The organism is Collimonas sp. OK307, from assembly GCF_900113705.1.
In the GTDB taxonomy this organism is placed as follows: Bacteria; Pseudomonadota; Gammaproteobacteria; order Burkholderiales; family Burkholderiaceae_D; genus Collimonas.
The window spans coordinates 21,843-44,308 of sequence record NZ_FOQI01000018.1 but is presented as its reverse complement, the minus strand read 5'-3'; the positions used below and the strand labels follow the sequence as shown (position 1 = coordinate 44,308).

Below are 22,466 nucleotides of genomic sequence, written 5' to 3'. Positions count from 1 at the left end.
TCAGCCTAGCGGATAGACGCGATCGCCTTCGCCTGGCCGACAGCCGTCGGCGATCGGTGCCCAGCCACGGTGTACGACGATCTGCCGATCGTCATGACACACCTCGATGCGCTCACTGCCGGGCAGGCGCTCCCGAACGAAGGTCTCTACCGTTGATGGCAGGCTGATCTTCAGTTTCATTGCGAAGAGATCGTCGTCCGGATGATCGTCGAGATGCAGCAATGGTACAAATGTCGACGCGAACATCAGCGCGTGCGAGCCGACGTCCACCGGTTCGGGCGCGTAGTTTTCTTCTTGAAGCCAATGTTGCGCGCGCCCGCGCAAATCGTCGCCGTCGCCCAGATCACCCCAGGCTACCGCGAGCATTTCCACCACCCACTGATTGCAATTCTGGTAGCGAGTGCTGAACGGATAGGCGTTGGCACTGTAGCTCGTAGCCAACAGGTGCTGGACGCGCGATGTGTCGAGCGATGCATACCGCAACGACTGGGCAGCACCTGCCGGCAGCCGCACGATCGAGATGTAGCCGAGCGCAGGATCGTCGGTACCCATGACGAAACCGGCGAGGCCTTGATCGTAGATCCGGGGTCGCGCTTCATCGCAGGCGTAGTAGAGCTGACGCGCTGACCATGTACCGGTTTCGTCACGCCGGGCCACGGCGGCGTGCGAGTAACGGATGTGGAAGCGCGAGAGATCGAGTCCTGAGCGACTGATCAACGCAGTGTCGCCGTCCATTGCATCAAGCTCATTGCGAACCACGGCGGCAAAGCGCAGCAATCGATCTTGCTGGCTAGCTGTAAGCTGCTGCGGGCTGTCGCAGAAGGCTGAAGAAGTCGAGTAACCGGACGAACCGGGCTGCGCCTGGGCGGTACCCGTTGCGATTGTCGCTGCTACAGCCAACGCGAAGAAGGCCTTCAAAGAGTCACCGGCCGCGCTGCAAGTTCGTTGTACCACTCGTCGGCGAGCACGAGATAGAACGCTTCTCGCGTGTCGGCGCGAGCGAACTCAAAACCGTACTCACGGTGTTGTGCGAGCACGGTATCGCCTAAGCCAAGTTTCTGCTTCTCGACAATGGCCTGTGGCAGGTCGAGCACGATGCGCTGCCGCGATTCCTCGATTTGCATCGTGACGCGCGTGACGCGCGTGACGCCAGCGCGATCGGGTGCCGCGGCTACCTCGATGACGCGATAGTTACCATCGGCAGTCTTTTCGTCACCGGTCGAACTGTTGCTCGAACCATGCAGGGATGCAGACATGCTGCCGCTAGACGCCGAACCGGTGCTGACGGCCGAGGACGTGAAACTTTCTGCGTGCGCGTGCAACGTGACACTGGCGACTGCGGCGAGACAGATGAGACGAAAGGTGGTGGGGAAGATCATTGAATGCTCCTTGGTAGTGTGAGATGGGTTGATGTGCGGTGCAGCCAGCGTTCTGTCTGTATGCAAACTGCATGTGTTGAATAACCGTCCTACTAGCTGGGGCCGGCCGAAGCTGTATTAATGTCAAGGAATTCCCTGCTTCTCGGGAGAGGCGTGATATTGGTTGTAGCGTGCCAATGGGGTCTCCGTTTCCGAGGGAGCAGGTGATACTTGTTGCAGCGCGCGTATGGCCGTTGCGATATCGTCGGCGGCGCTGATGACAATGTGCTGATATGCGGCCACAACGCTACCCACCCCGCCCGGCGTCGGTAACTTTACCTGCGTGCGGCCCGACGTCGCTTTGCGGTCTGGCAATCGCTGCACTATCCAGTTGATGATGGCGTCAGCGTTTCCGCCGAGTTCGGCATTTATGCGCACCACTTCGACGGTAACGCGATACAACGGTGCTGCGCCAGACGTGCCCTGGCGGTAGGTGTCGACGGCGCCCAGACTGGTTTGCAGCCGCTGCGACAGCGCGTCGCGCAATTCATCGGGAAGCGGCGCTGACCAGCGATCAAGTTCCATCAGTCTCAGCCGGCCGCCCCCCATGTCCAGAAGTAAATTGGTGCGGTTGAGACCTTCTGGTACATGAACGGAAGATATTTCGATCAATGCCGGGTCTTTTATCCGGATCACGGTTGGCGCGGTGGCAGTATCGATGACTGCCGCCTGTGCCAGTGTGTAATAACGTGGCTCGGGCGACGCGCATCCAGCCAATATGGCAGCAACGAGTATCAGTTCGGCAGACAGAACAGACAGATTGGGAGAGGTGTTCATGGTTTCTCCGAATTCACTTTCCCGCGCACCAATGCTTCGGGATGGCGCCCCAGGTAATCGGTCAAGGCGCGCAGGGAGGCGGCGCTGCGCGTCAATTCTTGCATCATGCGACGCGCGTCCTGTTGCATTGGCGCATTTGGGGCAAGCGTATCGTTAGCCGCCTGCAGTGTCTTGTGTGCATCCTGCAACGCGGTGGTGAATTGCGGCACCACGTCGCCGTTGATTTTGGCCACCAGCTTGTCGGCGTTATTCAGCATCGTGTCCAGCGCCGCCATCGAGGTACGCATTTCCTGGCCAATTTGCTCGAACGGCACCTTGTCGATTTTGTTAACGATGCTGCCTAGCTTGGCCTGCAGCTCGTCAAGCGTGCCGGGCGTGGTGGCCAGTTCGGGCATGGGGCCGTCGACGTTGATCTTTACCGGCGGCGCCTTGGGGAAGAAATCAAATGCGACGTAGAGCTGGCCGGTCAACAGGTTGCCGTTGCGCAGCTGCGCACGCATGCCACGCTTGTTCATCGTTTCAGCGATATCGTATGCTTGCTGTTTATCCTCCAGGTCGCGTGGACTGAAGCCCATGCGGGATGGATAGAGTTCCACTATCACGGGAAACCGGAAGGTTTTTTTGTCGCGCTGATACTCGATCCCGATCGAGCGCACCTGCCCTACCACTATGCCGCGAAAATCTAGCGGTGCACCCGGCGCCAGGCCGCGCACGGACTGGTCGAAATTGAGTACGGCAAGGGCTGGCTTCAATTCTTCAGGAGCCTTCATGGCTTCGGTCTGGTCGCTGGCAAGCATGAATTGTGTGTTCTCGCTGGCCGTGGCAACGGGTTTGGAATCATCAGGATCCTGGAAGGCCACGCCGCCAAGCAGCATGGTGGCAAGCGCCTGCGTATTGACCTTGAGGCCGCCGGCGTCCAGCTTGATGTCTATACCGCTTGCGTGCCAGAAACGCGTGTTGGCAGTAACCAGCTTGTCGTAAGGTTTATCGACAAACACGCGCAAGGAGAGATCCCGGCCGTTTGGCGCGAGCTGGTAAGCCACTACTTGCCCTACCCGCACGCGCCGGTAGTAAACCGGGGAACCAATGTCGAGTGAGCCGAGATCCGCTGCCCGCAGTACGAATTGCTTGCCGGAGGCATCAGTGGCTACCGCCGGCGGTACTTCCAGTCCGGTAAAGGTGTGGATGCGAGTTTCCGACATACCGGCGTCTACGCCGATATAGGTGCCGGACAGTAGTGTCTCCAGGCCTGAAATGCCGGAGAAGGCAAAACGCGGACGCACTACCCAAAAGCGCGTGTCCTTAGCCAGGAAACTTCCCGCATCGTTGGTCAGCGCTATGGTGGCGATCACGTGCGAACGATCCGGCGCAAGGCGCAAGGACTTGACCATACCGATATCCACGGCCTTATAGCGTACCGGAGTCCTCCCGGGTGCGAGCCCATCCGCGGTACGGAAGGTCACGGTGATTTCCGGGCCACGTTCGGACAGCGTGTGTACCAGCAGCGATAAGCCGACGACTGCGGCGACGATAGGGATCAACCATACGAGCGAAGGCAACCAGCGCGCCTGGTGACGGAGTTCCGGACGCGGTGGCGAAGGCGGTGCAGAAGGATGTGGCGAGTTCAGGTCAGTCATTGTTTGCGTCCAGCGAATCCCACAGCAAGCGGGGATCGAAACTCAGGGAAGCGAGCATGGTGAGTACGACCACAGAGGAAAAAGCCAGGGCCCCCGATCCGAGGCTGATAGTGGCCAGCTTGCCGGCGCGTACCAGCGCGGCCAGTATGGCTACGACGAAGATATCGAGCATGGACCAGCGTCCGATCACTTCCAGCAGACGGTACAGCCGGGTCTGCTGCCGGATACGCCAGGTGGAGCGGAAATGTACCGAGAGCAGCAGGACCGTCAAGGCCATCATCTTTAATAGCGGCACCACCACGCTGGCAATCAGCACCAGGATGGACAGCGCCTTGGAACCCGAAATCCACAAATAGACGATGCCGGTGAGAATGGTGTCGTGTGAGATCTCGAAAACAGACTGCGTGGTCATCATCGCAGACTGCGTGATCATCATTGGCAGCAGGTTAGCGGGGATGTAGAAGATCGCGGCAGCGATCAGAAAGGCCCAGGTACGCGCCAGACTATTTGGCTTTCGACGGTGCAAAACGGCGCCGCAGCGTGGGCAGGGAAAGCCATCAAGCAAGCGCGGGTTAAGCAGGCTGCAGGCGTGGCAAGGCGTCAGCCGCATTGACGCAGTTGTCGGCCCGGCAGGCAGCGACACGTTCATCGCGGCTGCCCCTTCTTTACGTATTGCCACAGGTCGCGCGAATCGAACGACAGCATGGTCGCCAGCACGATCACTAGTACGCTAAACGACCATAGGGCGACGCCCGGCAGTATATCGGCTACGCTGGACAGCTTGACCAGCGTCACTACCACGCCGAGCAAATAGACCTCGATCATGCCCCAAGGCCGGGTCATCTGGATACTGCGCACGATGTGCGCAAAGCCAGTCGGAAAACGATGTCGTCTCACCTGCACAAGCAAGTAGAGCATCATCAGCATCTCTGCCAGAGGGAACAGGATGGTGGTTGCAAACACCAGCAAGGCAACCAGCGACATTTGATCTGCGTACAATGCCGCCACTGCTCCCCATAATGTGGTCTGGGTACGGATGCCCTTGAGATCCATCTCGACGATTGGAAAGACGTTGGAGATTAAAAACAGGATGAGCGCGGTCACGACTAGAGGCAGCAGTCGACGATAGGCGCGACTGCTCTCGCGGTATAGCGTGCCACCGCAGCGCAGGCACAGTGCTTGCTCACCTTCGGCAAGACCGGCGCGCTGGTAAACGGTGTCGCAATATTCGCAAGCGATCAGGTGCTGACCGTCAGCACCTGACGTCGACGTATCCCGCGCAACGTCCTGGTTTGGCATCATTTCAGCTGTTCAACCAGCGCATCTGCTCCTTTTTCGATGCCGGCTTTCGATGCCGCCAGCGATCCCATGCTGGCCCCCAGGTTCCAGGGGCGAGGATACTGCTTCGTAATAAAGGCGCTGAGAAGGCGATCGCTCGCCGCGTCGTAGACCTCGACAGCATAGATGACAGAACCTGTCAGCGTTCCTTCTCGATTACGTGCATTCTGCACCCCGTTGTAGATACCTCCAGCAATGTCAAATCGTGAAAGAGTGGCAAGGACCGGAGTGTTCGTTTCCGCACCGGTCAGTGTCAATTTCAGGCGCAGCGTGTTTGGAGCCTGATCGCGGGAGAGCGTGAAACGGGTCGTCAATTTTTCTGCGAACTGAGTTTGCATGTAGCTGGCAAGAGCAGTCTTGTCTTTTTCTGACATGTCCCCGAACTGTTGATCCGGTCCCCGGTAAACCACGACCGGATCAATGATGATCGCGTTATATTTTTTCCAGTTGGCAGAAGTCGAATAACTGTACGGAACACGTCCGGTATCATTGTTCTGATTTGGCATTAGCTTAGATGACGACGAGATTCCCGAATACGAATTCGGTTGCGTGGTCCCACATGCGGCAAGCGCCATGCAGAACGCCGCAATGGCCGCCAGCCGGCCTGTCTTGATGGATATGTACATTTCAATTCCTCTTCAGATTTTCCAAGGGATGACTGTCATCGCCTGGCACAACTTGGTAGACGAGCGGGGCATGACCGTGACGGAGATCAATACCTGGCGGTTTGGACGGACCTGGATACGACATTCAACTGATAACGAGATCAACTCCCGGCCGCCCCTTTCGCACTAGCTCAGGGAGCGAATATAGCATTGAATATTGAATTGGCAAACCGGTTGGTCGGTTTTCTTTTGATTTATAAAATCTGCTGAAATTTTGCAACAGAGGAAAAAGGGCAGGTCATTTATAGCAAAGGAGCGAGCCTAACCCCGTTCAGCGGGCTATGCTCTGTGGCGCTGCGTCAGCTATCGAACAACCTTTGAGGAGTGTCCGATATGTGGAGATCAAAGCAGAAGATGGTCGGGCTATCACCACCGAGCACACGGCCTCCTGCGAGAGGGCGTGTACGAGGAGCGTTCTTCTAGGTCTTGCTATGAGCCAGCCATTGCTGGCTGTCGAGCAGGCGCTCAAAAAGGCGCTGGCGCTCATCCTCCGAAAGGGAGCATTGCCCGAGCAGGGCACTCAGAAGCATTCCCCTGGCGGCATACCAGCGCAGGGTCGCTAATTCAGGATCAACGGCCTCTGTCTTGATGGATGCAATTTTCTTGGCATCAATCTCTTTAAACATGGACAAGAGCCCGGGTTCTTCACTGATGGCGCCGAGCATTGCAAACGCAACCGATTTTTGTGTGGTGACGGCTTCGCGGGCCACCGCGATCTGTGTCGACAAGTTGGCTTCGGGCGATGTAGCACCTGCTTTGGTCATGTAGTGCTGAGAAAATGCATCGAAGTATTCGGCTTGATATTCCAACATCGCCCTTAGCACAGCCTCTTTCGACCGGAATTGATGCATTAGCCCGCCTTTACTGACGCCGGCTTCGCGTGCAATGGCATCAAGCGTCAATCGACGAGGGCCATCGCGTCCGATGATGGTCAGGGCCGCCTGAATGATGGCGTTGCGTGATAGCTTCGATCGAGTAGTGTTATCCATTATCTATTTCCATTGCGGGATGGAGAGCTCCCAAACCAGTGAAGATAGCTCGGAATGACGGAAAAAACAATCTTTCTGGTCTGTTTTTGAATTGCCATGGTATCCATCTGCCGTTTACGTTATGGCGAGACTTTGAATAGCGCGATGAGGATCTAGGCTTCCATCGTTGCATCCAAATGCCACAGCAATCCTTGATCCAATTGAGTTGGTTTTTCGACTAAATCCAATGCAGAAATGATAAGGGGTATCTTCGCACCGAAAGTAATGTACTCTATCGATTCTGATAACTCACTAGAGCTTGCCGTCATGTGTGTAGCACCGACGGCCCATAGCCAGCTTCTACGTCACACAAAAGTATTTACAATGGACAATCCGACCCGTTCCGAGACAACCCGTAGAAAAGCAATCGACGCCGCATTTGCAATCCTTACCAGAGAGGGCGTGAAAGGGTTAACTTTCGATTCATTGGCGCAGGAAAGCGGTATAAGCAAGGGCGGGCTTATGCACCAGTTCCGTACGAAGAACGGGGTGCTGAAGGCCTTGCTCGACTTTCAGAGACAGGACTTCGATCGCATTGCACGAAACCATCTGGCTAGTGAGGGAGCATCAAAAACTGAGCAGGTCCTCTCTATGCAGATCGCTATGTATAGGGCCGCCTCCAACCAGTCACACTCGGTGGCGCGCGCTATATTGGCAGCTCTGGTCGAAAATCCAGAATTACTGACTGAATCCCGGGAATCGGAGATCGCCAAGATGAAGAAGCTGCAAGACGACGCAGTCGATCCGGAGCTTGCTCTGGTTCGTTATTTTGCCGCTAGCGGTATTGCGTTCAACGTTTTACTCGGACTATCACCGATTTCAAAAGCGGCGCGCGAACGTTTGTTCGCGAGGCTGATGGACGACAATAGCTGGAAAAGAGAATCGCAACAGGAGCAGCCGAGGAAGCGGTCAGCCCGCTGATGGCCGAAACTGAGGCATGGTGACACCCGTGTCTTGAGTGTGGGTCAAAGGCAGCGACACGGTAATAAGCCCCTCATGCCCGACTGTTTTGGATCCAAGAACCGCTACTCCGCACGACGTTGCTTTACTGCAACTTGTTGAATGAAGGGGGCAGCGCTGCTGCTTCTCCGCCTCACGCCATGCTGTAGATCCCCGAAATTTTCCTCTAATTCGACCGTATGAATGGTCGCTGACCACGCCCGGCGACGTCTTGCGACGCTCCCATGTTTCTAACGAAATCGCCGAGATGCACTGGCTGTTTCGTATACACGGGTTTCTTCGATAAGGCGTGGTCAAGCTTGATCCTTTCAGTGAGTAGATGAGGTCAAACGGGTTGTATTCGCAAGGCGGCGTGAAATTTGATTAGCGATCCAGACGACGATCGAAAAATACAATGCGCCGAGTGCCATGGAGATCATTAGCTGCGGGTATTGGCTACTTGCCTGGATCGAGGGGATCGTCGCAACCGTCAAGAAGAGCATGGTGGTCATATTGATCGCCACCACGAACCAACCCATGATCTGGAAAAATACCAAAACAATCACGCCGGCAATGCACGGCGCCAGTGCAGCTGCTCCAAAAGCCAAGGGCAGTGCATGCAAGAAATAGGCTGCCGTCAAGCCAACGGCGGCGCCTACGATGCAATTAGGTAGCTTCTTGAAATTGGAACGCTCAAGTCCGCCCCAATAGAGCGCAAAGAGAAACCCGACCCACATATCAGCGATTGCCAACGCATAGTTCAAAGCTATAAACGATCCCACTACGACGACCGCGGTGATGAGGGTAAACAGCCCCTTGCCAACCGAAGCTCTGCCGACATGGTCGTTCGTCCGGGCATCCTTGTGTGCCGTATCTTGCTGCTGTGACATTTTGTCTCCTTTATTTGTTTGCACATCAAAAATTTTTTTGTGGACTGCTGATGTGTGAGGTGCAGCGTAGCATTGAATTTTAATAAGGTAAACCGCCTATACGGATTGTTTTGTGTTAGCTTTGCATGAATCACAGCTGTGCAAAACATGTTGACTGAAATTTTCTCGAGAAACTTGTATCAGTGCTTGACGCCGCCGGGTTTCAGCATTTATATTAAATGAACGCTGGTTCATGAATCATAGTTCATTAACGGCCTTGCCCTATTTTGTCATTTGATTTCCTCGAAAAAAAGAAGCGTCGTCAACGGCGCACAAGACGGAGACACTGAATGATTCGACTGCCTGGAACAGCCGCCATTTATCCAGTTTCTGGCAATGGGGCGACAGAAGCAGTTCTGAATCTATCGAGAGTGAAAGCCACGTATTCATTCTCATCGAAACATCACCACGCCAGCGTGGAGCAGAACATCGCGGTCTCCGGGTACGTCGAATCCGAAGGCAAACCGCGGTTGCAGATCTTAGAAACCTAAGCCTGCGGAAGTCTAGAGATTCGACGGAAATAATAGAAAACAAAATAATTTAGGAGACGAGCAAATGAGTTTCAATACTATTGGTATCGCCCATAAGATCCGCTTATCCGGGCGGAGTTCTGTCGATGTGATTTCTGGGCGAAAGAAAGTCGAACGCTTTCGATGTCGATCTCTCGCGTATTCCGGAGTCGCGCTGAGTGCACTTGCCATCAGCGCGTGGCCGGCCAAGGCTGCTGAACAATCTGTCACAACGCAGGTTTCCGAGCTTCAGTCACCTGTCGTCGTGGTACCGGAGTCGCCTGTTGCAATGAGCATGTCGACGCCGCCGACCTCTGCTGAGCGAGGACGTGCTTTGGACGCGAAGTATGGATACAAAGGATGGAATGTGATGTTTCCATCCTACGGCGACAGCTTGGTGGCCGATGATGGAAATTGGCGGACTAACCTGGCTTCGCATGGCTTTGGTTTTTCGGTGCAAGGTTCAGCAATATTTCAGAACAATCTTCTCGATACGCCTGGCCGGATTCCTTCATCGGGCTATGCGCCTTGCGGGCCGAATAGTCTCAACTACAACTGCGCGGGCGGCCGTTCGTATTTTGGTCAACGCCCCAGCATCATGGTGGCGAACTCCGCATTTTTGACGTACGACATGAGTCAGTACGGGGTGCCTGATGGGCAGATCGCGGTTGGAGCGAATTTCGGTGCAAGTACAGACCAACAGTACAACCCAAATACATTTCGTTTCAACGGTATATCGTGGTACCAGACGTTTCTCGACAAAAAGCTGGAAATCAAGGCAGGCTATTTTGCAAACCTACCGGAATTCGCTGGGACCTTCGTCGGTGGGATGGTCGTCAATCCATTCGGCCCGTCGGCGTCTATCCCAATTGTTTTGGGCATGTCGCCAAACAGCATAAGCACGCCAAACTTGCGTATTAAATGGAACATCACAGACAAGCTGTATGCGCAGGCAGCAGTTCAACGCAGTCTGCCGGTCCTTGGACCTACGGGGAACTCAATTTATGACGAGGTGCATGCGAATCCCTCCGGCCTTGCCTTCAATTCGTCAGTTCCAGGAACGCGCGATTTGTATCTCAGCGAGATTGGCTATAAGCGGCCATCTGCGACGAATACACCATTTACCTGGCTTCGCGCCGGGTATATGTACAACACATCGACGTTCGCGGATTACAGCCGCATGCTGCAGGATCCCCACGCAACGAAGAACGGAGCGTATGGACTTTATGCTCTCGCTGATTATCAGTTGACCCAGTCAGCTCCTGCGTCACCATACACAGCGTACAGAGGCCTGTATGTAGGTGGAAGTTTTATGTATGGCGATCAAAAATCAACCCCTTTTACTCAGTACGTTGAGGCGCGCACCTACTTGGTCGGGCCATCTGCGAGTCGGCCAAGCGATATGCTTTCGTTCGTCTATAGCCACAACAAGGCAAACAAATATCTTCAGAAAGCCTTGAACGTCTATTCCACCTTTACAAACTTCTATCCCATTGGCGAATCCAACAGCATCACTGCCGCCTATACGTATCACGTCATGCCGGGCCTTTATGCCACTGCGGGACTGGGCTATACGGACAAGCCAAGCTTGTCGCAATTTAAAGGAGAGGGAAGTTCGTTCAGTGCCCTGCTCAGTTTGTATTGGATCTTTTGAGAAAGGAAGCTCCGTTGCTTCGAGACCGAAGCAACGGAGCACTGCACTATCGCTTCATATGACTACCCGCTTAGCTCAGAAATTGGAAAAACAACATGAGCTAAGCAACGAAATTCGCGGTCAAGCATGAATGGTTGAGTATCAAAAAGGAGAAGATTTATGACTAACACGTTCGACAAAAACATATCGCTCGCCGGGAGAACTGCCCTGATCACCGGGGGGGCTTCCGGGATGGGCCTTGCGTCAGCGCTGCTCTTCGCTGTTCAAGGCGCACATGTCGTCATCGTCGATAGAAATGGTTTGGCTGCAGATGAGGCGGTCGCCGAGATTCGACGTGCGGGAGGTTCGGCTGAGTCGCATCATGTGGATCTGATCAACCAGGCCGCCCTCAATGATTTCGTTGACGCATTCCTGCGTGAGCACGATGTTTTGGACATCTTGTTCAACCATGCCGGATTGCCGGCGCCGGCCGGCTTCGACTACGACGCACAGAGCTTTAATACCTGCATGACGATCAATGTCTGGGTTCCGATGATCTTGACCAAGCGGTTTTTGCCGCTGCTACGCAAGTCACGTTCAGCGTCGGTCATTTGTACTTCGTCGATTGCGGGTCTGAAGGCGGTGTCGTTCTTCCCGACGTATTCAGCGAGCAAGGCCGCCCTGATTCAGTACGTTAAGTCGATCGCTCAACTGCTAGCTCCCGAGGGTATACGGGTGAATGCGATCTGTCCGGGCGCGACAGACACACCTGCGTTAAGACGTGACATTTCAGACGGAATTGTGAGGGCGACGATGGAGGAGATCTCGGCCTCCGTTCCGCTACGGCGAATGGGGACTCCAGAAGACATGGCGCATATGGCGCTGTTCCTGGCATCTGACGCGTCGAGTTTCATGACAGGAGTCGCGGTGCCTGTGGACGGCGGTGCGACTGCTTGATACCACCTTGAATTCGTGCGGAGGACGGGCTTACCCACTTCCGCAGAGTAATGAGAAACCAATATTAGAGGATAACAACATGGCCGATATTCAATTACAGCGCCCGGGAAAGCTGGGCAACCCGGATCTCGTAATCAAGGACGACCCGCGCGCAGACAGGCGTCTCGTCGCCGCGCTGGACGCAATGCAAATGGGTGGAGATCCGCCGGTCTATATCAACGCAAGTACGCCGCTTGACGGTATTCGCCAGTATCTCAAAGCGGCCGAGGAGGGTTCTGTCGAGTTTTTCGCGTTCTCGGTCGCTGGCATGCCGCCGGTACAAGGCGTCACTACCACGGTCGAGAAGATCATCGGCGTTGACGGAAACGAAATTACCCTGTTCATCCATCATCCGGCCGGTGTCGACGGTCCGGTGCCCGGCGTGCTGCATTTGCACGGCGGCGGTATGTGCATCCTCGATGCCGAAGGCCCGCTTTACACCCGTTGGCGCAATGACCTCGCTGCCAAAAAGATGGTTGTCATTGGCGTCGAATTCCGTAATGCCACGGGGCGATTGGGCGTACACCCATTTCCGGCTGGTCTCAACGACGTCTCCTCCGCGCTCCGGTGGGTGAGCAAACACAAGGCGAGGCTTGGCATCACAAAACTGGTCATGTCGGGCGACTCCGGCGGGGCCAATCTCGGCCTGGCAGCCACCCTCAAGGCCAAGCGTGACGACAGGCTGCATGAGATCGACGGCGTCTATGCCCTTTGCCCGTACATTTCGAACTCCTACGTCAACAAGCGTCCCGAACTGCAGTCGCTCTTCGAGAATGATGGTCTTTATACGCCGTTGGCCGTGGTCGCCGCGACTGCCATCGCGTATGACCCGGACGGTGAAAATGCCACCAATCCGCTGGCATGGCCCTATCACGCAAGCCAAGCCGACCTGGAAGGGCTTCCGCCCCATGCTATATCGGTAAACGAACTGGATCCGTTTCGCGACGAAGGCCTCGCTTATTACCGCAAGCTCCAAGCCGCCGGCGTTCCATCCAGAGCGAGGATGGTCATTGGTACTTGCCACGCTGCCGAAATCAATTTCATGAAGGCGATCCCGGACGTGTACCACGCTACGCTCAGCGACATCGCCGTTTTCGCCCACTCACTCTGACAGTCAAAAAGGAAAAATCATGACATCACTAGTTACTCATGACTCTTTTGCCCCGCCTCGCGTAGAAATGCTGATCGTCGGAGCAGGCATTACCGGACTCTACCAGTTGTATCGGGCGCTTGAAGCCGGCCTCAGCGCCGTGCTGCTGGAAGCCGGCGAGGGTGTTGGCGGCACGTGGTTTTGGAATCGTTATCCGGAGGCCCGGTTCGATTCGGAGAGCTATACCTACGCCTACCTCTTCTCGAAGGAACTCTACGACGAGTGGCGCTGGTCGGAGCATTTTGCAGGGCAACCCGAGATTGAACGTTATCTTAATCATGTCGCTGACCGATTCGACCTGCGGCGTCACATCCGGTTGGGTACGCGCGTCACTTCCGCGGTGTTTGACGAAAAAAGTGGAAGCTATACCGTCCAGGTCAGCGATGGAACGAACTATCAAGCCCGCTACCTGGTGGCCGCGACCGGAGTGCTGTCGGTGCCGTATTACCCTGCCGTCCCGGGTCGCGAGGACTTCACCGGAGAGTCTTACCACACCGGGCTATGGCCTACAACGCCTGTGGACTTCAAGGGCAAACGCGTTGCCGTGATCGGTACTGGATCCAGCGGAGGCCAGATCATTCCCGCGATCGCGGACGAGGTAGCTTCGCTGACCGTCTACCAACGCTCGCCGAACTGGTGCACACCGCTCAACAATCGACCCATCACTGAAGAAGAACAGCAGGAATTGCGCGCCAATTTCGATGCGATCAAGCAGACACTGGACACCAGCCTCAGTGGTTTTTTGCATCAGCCGTACGACCGAGCCTCCACCGACGACAGTGTTGAAGATCGTCAGGCTTTCTATGAAAAATTATGGAACAGTCCCGGTTTTTCGAAGATGACTGCCAATTACAGTGACTTCTTCACCAATCCGGACCTCAGAAAGGAGTTCTCAGACTTCATCGCCGGCAAGATTCGCAGCATCGTCACGGATCCGGTAACGGCAGACAGACTGATCCCCAAAAGTCATATTTACGCCCAGAAACGCCCGCCCTATGCCACCGGGTTCTACGAGGCGTTTAACAAGCCCAACGTCAAGCTGATCTCACTCAAGGAAACGCCGATTCAGAAGGTGACGGCAAAGGGCATTGAGACCGAGGATGGTTTCCAGGAATTCGACATCATCGTATGGGCAACCGGCTTCGATTTCGCGCGTGCGCTTCAGCGCATGGGTATTCGCGGCAATAACGGCGTCGCGTTGGAGAATGCATGGAAGGACGGGCCGCACACGTTCATGGGGATTCAGGCCGCTGGCTTTCCCAATCTTTTCTTCCCCGGCGGGCCGCATGGCGCCGCAGCCAACAACCCTCGCTATAACGGCGACCAGGTCGACTTCACCATGGAATTGCTCGCCTACATGCGCGAGCATGGCCACAACGTCGTCGAACCGAGTCGGGCCGCAGAGGATGAGTGGAGCAACATGGTCAGTGCCATGGCCGCCTATTCGCCCTTTAGCCCGGAGCACAGCTATTACTTTGGCAGCAACATCCCGGGAAAACCGCGCACGTTCTTGATTAATCCGGCAGGGCGGGGCGTACTGTTCGACGTCATGACGAAGAGTCGGAGCAGTCAATTCAGTAATTTCACCATGTCGCAAGCTGGTCATGATGGTGCCGACGATAAAGTGGCGCTGCGCACCGGAGAGTATTCGTTATGAACAATTCTGCCGGCAAAGAGCCAACCGATTTTCGCGTCGCGCGGCTGTTCCATCCGACGGCGCAAACGCCTGACCTGGCACAAACCGAACAATGGTTTGCACGTGCCTTCGGGCGCAAGAGTACGCCGCTAACGGCGATCCTGCCCTCAAAGCCCGAGTATCCCACTGAGTACTCGAACTTTACGGTGATCCGCGACGTTTTTTTTGACAGCATCGACCCGAAGCTGCACTTCATTAACGGCCGACAGCGCTATCCGACTGTACAGACGCCTGGCCTCAGGGGACTGGGCTGGTACATCGACGGCATGGAAAATTTCTATCACACGCTGCGGCGCAATGGCATCCGCTGCATGGATCTGTCGGATAAGGTCGCAGAAGGCGACGAACCGCCGCTCTCACCGGGCGGAGGCGTCGTGACCTTCTTCACGGTTCCAGAGGACGCCGGGATGCAATACCAGTTCTTCCGCGAAGGTCCGTTCCCGCTTGATCCGCGGGCGACTCCAGGCTGGACGTTGGGTCCGGTTGAAGCGGAAGATCCGCTGGCTATAGAGCACTGTTCGCACCATACTATTTTGACTAGTCAGCCCGAGCGCGCGCTACGCTTTGCAGTGGACGCACTTGGCGGCACAGTCGTGCATCGAGGCCGCAACGAACTTCTTGGCACCGCAAGCATTTTTATCACTGTCGCTGACGTGTTACTCGAATACGCCGTACCTGATCCAGGAACCCCCGCCCATGCGGATCTGGCAAAGCACGCGCCGAACGATTCTTACTATGCCATTACCTGGAAGGTGTCAGACCTAGGTCGGGTAGAGCGTCATCTCGCCACATTGGGTGTCGGCATCCGCGAGCGATCTGAGCGGACCATTGTCACCCGTCCGGACAGCAGCCACGGCATCCCATGGGGATTCACCACAGCGCTGCAACCGGGCGATCCCCGGGGAACCCCTTCCGGAGCGAGCGCGTTCAGCCCGGTAGGCGATGCATCCGAAGGCGGTGAGGTGAGCCAATGAGTGCACCTGATAGCGTACTGATCGTCGGCGCGTCGGCCGGCGGCCTCTGCACTGCAGAGGCGTTACGACGTGGAGGCTACAAAGGGAAGATCACCCTGATAGGCGATGAGCCACATGCGCCCTACGACCGTCCGCCTTTGTCAAAACAAGTCCTTCATGGCGCCTGGGAGCCGGAACGGGCAGCACTACGGCCCTCGCAGGCTTTGTCCGCGCTCGATGCGGACTTCGTCTTGGGTGACGCGGCGGTGGCGCTTGACGTAGATACCCGAACCGTACGTACGGTGTCGGGACGTCTTTTTGAGGCGGATGCGATTGTGATTGCGACTGGTGCCCGCGCGCGACATTTACCGGGACAGGAGCCTCTTGTCGGCGTGCATGTTCTTCGCTCGCTCGACGATACGCTAGCGCTTCGTGCCGAACTGCTTTCGGCCTTGCGGGTTGTTGTGGTGGGAGAAGGTGTGCTCGGTTCGGAAATCGCCGCCACGGCGCGCACGTTGGGGTTGGATGTGACTCTCGTAGGGCCGCTCGCCGCGCCGATGGCACACCAGATTGGGCCACTTGCTTCAGGGTTGCTTGCACAGGTGCACCAGGAACACGGCGTGCGGCTGCGCATGGGCTCAAGCATCACGGGCCTGACCAGTCATCGCGGGCGTGTCACCGGCGTATGTTTGGCAAACGGTGAGGAATTGCCTGCCGATGTGGTGGTCGTCGCGATCGGAGCGTCGCCCGCGACCGGTTGGCTCGAGGGTAGCGGGTTGCGCATCGATAACGGCATCGTATGCGATTCCCGCTGCCGGGCGGCTGACGGAATTTATGCGGTTGGGGACGTCGCGCGTTGGCATCACGAGAAGCTGGGCCGTCTGACTCGCTTCGAGAATCGGACTAATGCCACTGAGCAGGCTGAAGCCGTCGCGGCAGGGATCCTTGGCAACGACGCGCCATATGCTCCGGTGTCCTATTTTTGGACGGATCAGTTCGACGTCAAGATTCAGGTGTTCGGTGTTATCACGGCTGGGGTTGAGGTGGAAGCAGAAATTATCGGGGGCGACCTGTCAGCGCGCCGGTTCGTCGCGCGATACACGAGCGCCGGAGTCGTGACAGGCGTCTTGGGTTGGAACATGCCAAAGCAAGTTCGTCAGCACCGGCAGGATGTGATTAACGCGATGGACGCAAATCGAATCAGTCATTGAGCATGTTCGCAGGAGGGCAGGGCTGGTTCAGCATGCGAAATTTTTTTCGAGCAGTTTAAAGCAACTATAAAAGGAGTTTGAAATGAAGATTTTCATCGACCAGGAAAAATGTGTCGCAGCAGGGCAATGCGTGCTCTACGCGCCTAATGTTTTCGACCAACGCGAGGAAGACGGCATTGTCTTTTTTGTGAACGAGAACCCTCCGCCGGAAGAAGCTGCGAACGTTCGTCAGGCTGCCGCAGCATGCCCGGCGCTCGCAATTCGCATCGAGGAATGACCGTCGCTGGCTGAATTTATCAAGTAAATAGGGAGACAACATGAGTGCCACCGTAAGCAATTCATCCGAGAAAATTCTCGACTATCCGACTCCGAGGGATCCGGCTGCCCCTTTTATGCCGTCGCCTGAACTGCGCGCGCTGCAAAATGCCGGGGTCGAGATTACCCGGGTCCGCATTTGGGACGGCAGCACGCCGTGGATTATTCTGTCGCATGCGGCACAGCGTACGATCATGTCTGATCCACGGGTCAGTGCCAACGATCATCTGCCCAACTTTCCCTTCATGAACCGGGCGATCGCAGAAACCATCCACGACCGGCCGAAGACGATATTCGATACCGATGGCGAGGAACATTCGCGCCTGCGCCGGATGATGACAAACTCGTTCACGCGCCACCGGATGGAAAAGATCCGCCCAAAGATCCAGCAGACTACCGACGATCTGATCGACAAAATGCTCGCGGGGCCGAATCCGACCGACCTGGTCCAGGCGTTATCGCTCCCGTTACCGTCGCTGATGATATGCGATCTGCTCGGTGTTCCTTACGAGGACCATGATTTCTTCGAGAAACATTCGAGAGTTGCCAATGCCCGTGACCAATCTCCGGATGACAACCGCGCCGCGACGCAGGCCCTTGGGACATATATTGGCAAGCTGATTCAAGAGAAGATGAATAGTCCCGAAGAAGACGTGGTTTCCGATCTTGGGCAACGTGTGAAAGACGGCGATCTTGAGATGGCGGATGCGGTGCAGCTAGGTGTCATTCTTCTCATCGCAGGACATGAAACCAGCGCCAACATGATCTCGCTGGGGACGGCGCTGCTGCTCGATAATCCCGACCAGATGAAGCTGCTGCGCGAAACCGACGATCCGAAGATCGTAGCCAGCACTGTCGAGGAGCTGTTGCGCTATCTGACCATTCCTCATCTGCTGCAACGACGTATCGCACTTGAAGATATTGAATTCAATGGCGAGGTCATCCGCGCCGGCGAGGGTATCGTATCGTCGCTGCCCGCAGCCAATTTCGACCCCGAGGCGTTTCCCAACCCGACCAAGGTCGATATTACGCGTGACGCGCGTCATCACCATGCCTTCGGCTGGGGACCGCACCAATGCATCGGGCAGCAGCTTGCGCGCATCGAGCTTCAGGTCGTTTATCCAACCCTTTTACGTCGTATTCCTACACTGAAGTTCGCTGTTCCGTTTTCCGAGCTGCGGTTTAAGCACGATTCGCTGGCATACGGCATCGAAGAACTACCAGTGACCTGGTGAGACGGAAGCGTCTCTAGCATAGGAGAAGAAAGATGACCATTAAAAAGGACGCGATTTCAGGCGTCAAAGCAACCTCCGATCTGCGCGCGGAGGGAATTGCGGCGCTACGTGCGGCATTGCCGGGTGTTTTCCCGGACGGCGACATTGATCTGCGCGACGGCAAGTTCGGAGAAGACCTCGTCGAGATCGGCCTCGTGAGTGTCTGGGGGGCGTTATGGGCACGGGATGGACTGAGCGCCCGTGACCGTAGCCTGGTCACGCTGGGGATCCTTATTGCCCTGCATGCTGACGTAGAACTGCGCACGCACGTCAAGATTGCCCTTACGAATGGCCTGACCGAGGATGAAATCGCCGAAGTGATTTACCACTCATCTGGCTATGTCGGCTTTCCCGCCGCGGTCGCCGCCCGCACTGCAGCTCGCGAAGCACTGGGCTCCTGACCAGAGCGCATGCCCGAGCATCATCATTAAATGGAAAAATAAAAATGCTACTTAACGGAAAAAATGTTGTTGTTACTGGCGGCGGTCGTGGAATTGGTCGCGGAATCGCGACAGTGCTCGCCGCTCGAGGCGCAGCTGTTGCCGTCTGGGATCTCAATGCAGAGGGTGCCGAACAAACGGTCGACATCATTCGTAAAGCGGGCGGCAAGGCTATCGCCGTAGTGGGAGACGCTGCGGACGCTGGCGCCATCGCCACCTCCGCGGCGCGCACTCGCACAGAACTCGGTGCGGTCTCGATTCTTGTCAACAATGCGGGAATCAGCAGCTACGTGCCCTTTACCAGCCTTACCGAGGATGTGTGGGATCGGATCATGGGCGTCAATCTGAAGGGACCATTCCTGGTGACGAAGGAATTTATTCCCGACATGCTGGAGGCTGGTTGGGGCCGAATTGTCAACATTTCATCGTCTTCCGCGCAGACCGGCGCACCCGCGATGGCGCATTACGCAGCGTCCAAGGGCGGGGTGATCGGGCTCACCAAGGCTCTTGCGATCGAATTCGCCGACAAGGGAATCACTGTCAATCACGTTCCGCCTGGCTTCGTCGACACGCCGCTGGTACGCGAGGGTCCCATCGACGTGGACGCAGTGGCCAAGGGGATGCCAATGAAGCGTGCCGGGCAGCCGAACGATATTGCCTACGCGGTAGCTTATCTCGTGTCCGAAGAGGCTGGCTATGTGACCGGACAGACACTCAGTGTCAACGGTGGGCGTTACCTTTTTTAACCGGAAACACAATGACAAAACGTATCAAACAAGACGGACTGTTGCAGCGCTATCGCACCATGCGCCTGATTCGCACGGTCGAGACTCAGCTGTCACGACTGTTCGCAGACAGTGAAGTGCCGGGCTTCATTCACCTGAGTATCGGCCAGGAAGCGATTGCAGCCGGAGTCATGGCGGCGCTCGACGAGAGGGATTCGATGGCCACTAATCATCGCGGCCATGGCCACGTGCTGGCACGCGGAATCGATCTCGATATGTTCTTCATGGAAATCATGGGCAAGGCCGGCGGCATCTGCGGCGGACGCGGAGGTTCCATGCATGTGGCCGACATGGCGCTGGGCATCATCGGCGCCAACGGCATCGTCGGCGCCGGCATCCCGATTGCACTGGGCAGCGCGATCGCGCATTCGGTGCGCAAGACCGGTGGCGTGGCGGTCGTGTTCTTCGGCGACGGCGCGATGGCGGAAGGGGTATTGCACGAAAGCCTGAACATGGCTTCGCTGTGGGCGCTGCCGATCCTGTTCGTGTGCGAAAACAATGGCTGGTCGGAATTCTCGCCGACCAAGGACCAGTTCGCTGCCGAGCTCGGCAAGCTGGCACAGGCATTCAAGCTGGAGCACGTTTTAGTCGACGGTAACGATGTCGAAGCGGTCGCAGCGGCCGCACGGAAGGCGGCGAACCTGGCCCGGACCGGGCAGCCGCAGGTACTCGAATGCAAAACACATCGTGTGCGCGGTCACTACGAAGGCGACCCGCAAAAGTACCGTCCGCAAGATGAAGTGGCGGCGACCGGTGATGTCGATCCGCTCAAACGCGCTGAACAGCTTCTTCTCAAAGGCGGACTTGGCGAGACCGAGCTGCAGCAAGTCATCGATGAAATCGAACAACGTGTGGCGGCATCAATTGAAATCGCCAGGGCCGCGCCGCAACCTGATTTCGAGCTGGCGCTGCAAGATGTTTATACCGTAGCAGAAAAGGAGTTGCAGCATGTCTGAGTTACGTTTTGCCCAAGCCGTCAATCTGGCGTTGACCGATGCGATGCGCAGCGATGAGAGCGTGATCGTGCTGGGCGAGGATGTTGCTGCTGCCGGCGGCTCCTTTAAAGCTACCCGCGGCCTGGTCGAGCAATTCGGCGTTGCACGCGTTCGCGACACCCCGATTTCCGAATCGAGCATCGTATCGGCCGCCGTCGGCGCCGCCATGGGCGGTCTCAAGCCGGTGGTCGAAATCATGTTCATGGATTTCATTACATTGGCCATGGATGCATTGGTCAATCAGGCAGCCAAGGCGCGTTTCATGTTCGGCGGCCGCAGCCATGTGCCGATGGTATTGCGCACCCCGCATGGCGGCGGCTTGAGCGCTGGCCCGCAACATTCGCAATGTCTGGAAGCGTGGCTGGCGCATGTGCCGGGCTTGAAAGTGGTTTGCCCGTCGACACCGCAGGACGCCTATTCACTGCTGCGCGCCGCTATCGACGATCCCGATCCGGTGATCTTCGTCGAGCACAAAGGTATGTACGGCAAGAAAGGCGAAGTCGACCCGAGCCAGAGCGCAACCATTGGCAGCGCCCGCATCGCGCGTGCCGGCACCGATGTCAGCATTGTTACTTACGGCTCGACGGTTGATCACGCATTGGCGGCGGCAGCGCAGTTGGATAGTGATGGCATCAGTGTCGAAGTGCTTGATCTGCGCTCGATTCAACCCTGGGATCAGGCTGCCGTGCTGGCCTCGGTAGCACGTACGCATCGGGTGGTGGTGGCGCATGAGGCGGTACAAGCGTTCGGCGTCGGCGCCGAGATTGCAGCCTGGATTGCGGAGCATGGCTTTGATGAACTGGACGCGCCAGTCGTACGGGTGGCAGCGCCATTCATGCCGGTACCGTTTTCCGGCGCATTGGAACAGCACTACATGGTTACCCCGGCGCGACTGGTAGCGGCGGTACAGAAGACGCTGGCCTGAGCGCATCGGCTCAGCGCTGCAGTTTAGCTATTCAACTTAGTCTGGAACGGATACTCACATGACCCTGCATACCGACAACATATTGACTGAAATAAAACAACGTATCGGCATCATCACCATCAATCGGCCGGGCCAGCTCAACGCCCTCGACGTCGCCACGCTGGAACAAATGGAACAGGCATTGACCACGCTGGAACGCGATCCGGGCGTGCACGTGATCATGATCACCGGCGCCGGCGACAAGGCCTTTGTAGCCGGCGGCGATATCGTCGATCTCAACAGCCGTCAGGGGCTGGCGCACTACAACGAATTCGCTGAAGTGATACATCGCGTGTTCCGTCGTTTTGAAAACAGCGATAAGCCGACCATCGGTGTGATCAATGGATGGGCGCTTGGCGGCGGCACTGAATTGCTGCTGACACTGGACATTCGCCTGATTGCCGAAGAGGCGCGTATTGGCTTGCCGGAAATCACACTGGGCCTGTTTCCCGGCGCGGGCGGCACACAACGCGTGATTCGGCAGATGCCACTGTGCCGGGCCAAGGAACTGATGTTTACCGGCGATCAGATCACGGCCCAGGAAGCAGTGGCGCTGGGTTTATGCAATCGCAGTGTGCCGCGTGCCGCTCTGATGGATGAGGCCTTGGCAATGGCAGCCCGGATTGCCGACAAATCGCCGCTGGTTCTGAAACTGCTCAAGCGCAATTTGCGGCACGGCGCTGAAATGCCGCTAGGCGCGGCGCTGGCGCATGAGCAGGCGATGATCGGATTAGTGCTCGATACCCGTGATGCGCATGAAGGTTGCAGCGCATTTCTGGAAAAGCGCAAAGCCGATTTCAAAGGAGCCTGAGCG

The 22,466-nt window shown here is 56.6% G+C and carries 23 protein-coding genes; 14 read left to right on the top strand and 9 right to left on the bottom strand.

The window, feature by feature from the left end; translation table 11 throughout:
- From BM205_RS20095 to BM205_RS20060, 8 genes are all read right to left on the bottom strand, one after another.
- Positions 1-918, bottom strand: a complete 918-nt coding sequence (locus BM205_RS20095) for a DUF2145 domain-containing protein (RefSeq protein WP_092416642.1) — start codon at positions 916-918, stop codon at positions 1-3.
- The gene (locus tag BM205_RS20090; RefSeq protein WP_092416641.1) at positions 915-1,379 is read right to left on the bottom strand and encodes a hypothetical protein; all 465 of its coding nucleotides are present in this window, start codon (positions 1,377-1,379) and stop codon (positions 915-917) included. The genes BM205_RS20095 and BM205_RS20090 overlap by 4 nt, the downstream gene beginning before the upstream one ends.
- Before the next feature lie 123 nt (positions 1,380-1,502).
- A complete protein-coding gene (locus tag BM205_RS20085) occupies positions 1,503-2,195 on the bottom strand; it encodes a PqiC family protein (protein WP_092416640.1) in 693 nt (230 codons plus the stop codon).
- Positions 2,192-3,832: a PqiB family protein gene (locus tag BM205_RS20080; protein ID WP_092416639.1), complete on the bottom strand. Its 1,641-nt coding sequence runs from the start codon at positions 3,830-3,832 to the stop codon at positions 2,192-2,194. Before BM205_RS20080 ends, BM205_RS20085 begins: the two co-directional genes overlap by 4 nt.
- Positions 3,825-4,481, bottom strand: coding sequence for a paraquat-inducible protein A (locus BM205_RS20075; protein ID WP_092416638.1), 657 nt, complete (start codon positions 4,479-4,481; stop codon positions 3,825-3,827). The genes BM205_RS20080 and BM205_RS20075 overlap by 8 nt, the downstream gene beginning before the upstream one ends.
- The gene (locus BM205_RS20070) at positions 4,478-5,134 is read right to left on the bottom strand and encodes a paraquat-inducible protein A (RefSeq protein ID WP_254783971.1); all 657 of its coding nucleotides are present in this window, start codon (positions 5,132-5,134) and stop codon (positions 4,478-4,480) included. Before BM205_RS20070 ends, BM205_RS20075 begins: the two co-directional genes overlap by 4 nt.
- A complete protein-coding gene (locus BM205_RS20065) occupies positions 5,131-5,796 on the bottom strand; it encodes a DUF3313 domain-containing protein (RefSeq protein ID WP_092416637.1) in 666 nt (221 codons plus the stop codon). Before BM205_RS20065 ends, BM205_RS20070 begins: the two co-directional genes overlap by 4 nt.
- Before the next feature lie 458 nt (positions 5,797-6,254).
- Positions 6,255-6,824 (bottom strand): TetR/AcrR family transcriptional regulator, encoded by a 570-nt coding sequence (locus tag BM205_RS20060; protein WP_092416636.1) that lies wholly within the window; start codon positions 6,822-6,824, stop codon positions 6,255-6,257.
- A gap of 363 nt (positions 6,825-7,187) precedes the next feature.
- Between BM205_RS20060 and BM205_RS20055 the strand changes: the two genes are divergently transcribed.
- Complete coding sequence (locus tag BM205_RS20055) at positions 7,188-7,784, top strand: TetR/AcrR family transcriptional regulator (protein ID WP_092416693.1); 597 nt, start codon at positions 7,188-7,190, stop codon at positions 7,782-7,784.
- 347 nt (positions 7,785-8,131) lie between these two features.
- Here BM205_RS20055 and BM205_RS20050 read toward each other — a convergent pair whose 3' ends face one another.
- Positions 8,132-8,692 carry a hypothetical protein gene (locus BM205_RS20050; protein ID WP_092416635.1) on the bottom strand — a complete coding sequence of 187 codons (561 nt, stop codon included), beginning with the start codon at positions 8,690-8,692 and terminating at the stop codon, positions 8,132-8,134.
- A 594-nt stretch (positions 8,693-9,286) separates the two neighbouring features.
- Between BM205_RS20050 and BM205_RS20045 the strand changes: the two genes are divergently transcribed.
- The 13 genes from BM205_RS20045 to BM205_RS19985 all read left to right on the top strand — a co-directional run bounded on the left by BM205_RS20045 (position 9,287) and on the right by BM205_RS19985 (position 22,463).
- Positions 9,287-10,894: a carbohydrate porin gene (locus BM205_RS20045; protein WP_092416634.1), complete on the top strand. Its 1,608-nt coding sequence runs from the start codon at positions 9,287-9,289 to the stop codon at positions 10,892-10,894.
- Between the two features lie 159 nt (positions 10,895-11,053).
- A complete protein-coding gene (locus BM205_RS20040; RefSeq protein ID WP_092416633.1) occupies positions 11,054-11,830 on the top strand; it encodes an SDR family NAD(P)-dependent oxidoreductase in 777 nt (258 codons plus the stop codon).
- Positions 11,831-11,909: 79 nt separating this feature from the next.
- On the top strand, positions 11,910-12,980 hold the full coding sequence (locus BM205_RS20035; RefSeq protein WP_217646067.1) for an alpha/beta hydrolase fold domain-containing protein: 1,071 nt from the start codon (positions 11,910-11,912) through the stop codon (positions 12,978-12,980).
- 19 nt (positions 12,981-12,999) lie between these two features.
- Positions 13,000-14,676, top strand: a complete 1,677-nt coding sequence (locus BM205_RS20030) for a flavin-containing monooxygenase (protein WP_092416632.1) — start codon at positions 13,000-13,002, stop codon at positions 14,674-14,676.
- On the top strand, positions 14,673-15,689 hold the full coding sequence (locus BM205_RS20025) for a VOC family protein (RefSeq protein WP_175511334.1): 1,017 nt from the start codon (positions 14,673-14,675) through the stop codon (positions 15,687-15,689). The genes BM205_RS20030 and BM205_RS20025 overlap by 4 nt, the downstream gene beginning before the upstream one ends.
- A complete protein-coding gene (locus BM205_RS20020; RefSeq protein WP_092416631.1) occupies positions 15,686-16,879 on the top strand; it encodes an NAD(P)/FAD-dependent oxidoreductase in 1,194 nt (397 codons plus the stop codon). Before BM205_RS20025 ends, BM205_RS20020 begins: the two co-directional genes overlap by 4 nt.
- Positions 16,880-16,961: 82 nt before the next feature.
- The gene (locus tag BM205_RS20015; protein ID WP_092416630.1) at positions 16,962-17,156 is read left to right on the top strand and encodes a ferredoxin; all 195 of its coding nucleotides are present in this window, start codon (positions 16,962-16,964) and stop codon (positions 17,154-17,156) included.
- Between the two features lie 40 nt (positions 17,157-17,196).
- Positions 17,197-18,429 carry a cytochrome P450 gene (locus BM205_RS20010; RefSeq protein WP_092416629.1) on the top strand — a complete coding sequence of 411 codons (1,233 nt, stop codon included), beginning with the start codon at positions 17,197-17,199 and terminating at the stop codon, positions 18,427-18,429.
- A gap of 32 nt (positions 18,430-18,461) precedes the next feature.
- On the top strand, positions 18,462-18,869 hold the full coding sequence (locus tag BM205_RS20005; protein WP_092416628.1) for a carboxymuconolactone decarboxylase family protein: 408 nt from the start codon (positions 18,462-18,464) through the stop codon (positions 18,867-18,869).
- A gap of 44 nt (positions 18,870-18,913) precedes the next feature.
- On the top strand, positions 18,914-19,654 hold the full coding sequence (locus BM205_RS20000) for an SDR family NAD(P)-dependent oxidoreductase (RefSeq protein ID WP_092416627.1): 741 nt from the start codon (positions 18,914-18,916) through the stop codon (positions 19,652-19,654).
- Positions 19,655-19,665: 11 nt separating this feature from the next.
- On the top strand, positions 19,666-20,649 hold the full coding sequence (locus tag BM205_RS19995; RefSeq protein ID WP_092416626.1) for a thiamine pyrophosphate-dependent dehydrogenase E1 component subunit alpha: 984 nt from the start codon (positions 19,666-19,668) through the stop codon (positions 20,647-20,649).
- The gene (locus BM205_RS19990; RefSeq protein ID WP_092416625.1) at positions 20,642-21,613 is read left to right on the top strand and encodes an alpha-ketoacid dehydrogenase subunit beta; all 972 of its coding nucleotides are present in this window, start codon (positions 20,642-20,644) and stop codon (positions 21,611-21,613) included. Before BM205_RS19995 ends, BM205_RS19990 begins: the two co-directional genes overlap by 8 nt.
- Positions 21,614-21,671: 58 nt before the next feature.
- Positions 21,672-22,463: an enoyl-CoA hydratase/isomerase family protein gene (locus tag BM205_RS19985; RefSeq protein ID WP_092416624.1), complete on the top strand. Its 792-nt coding sequence runs from the start codon at positions 21,672-21,674 to the stop codon at positions 22,461-22,463.
- Positions 22,464-22,466: the final 3 nt, after the last annotated feature.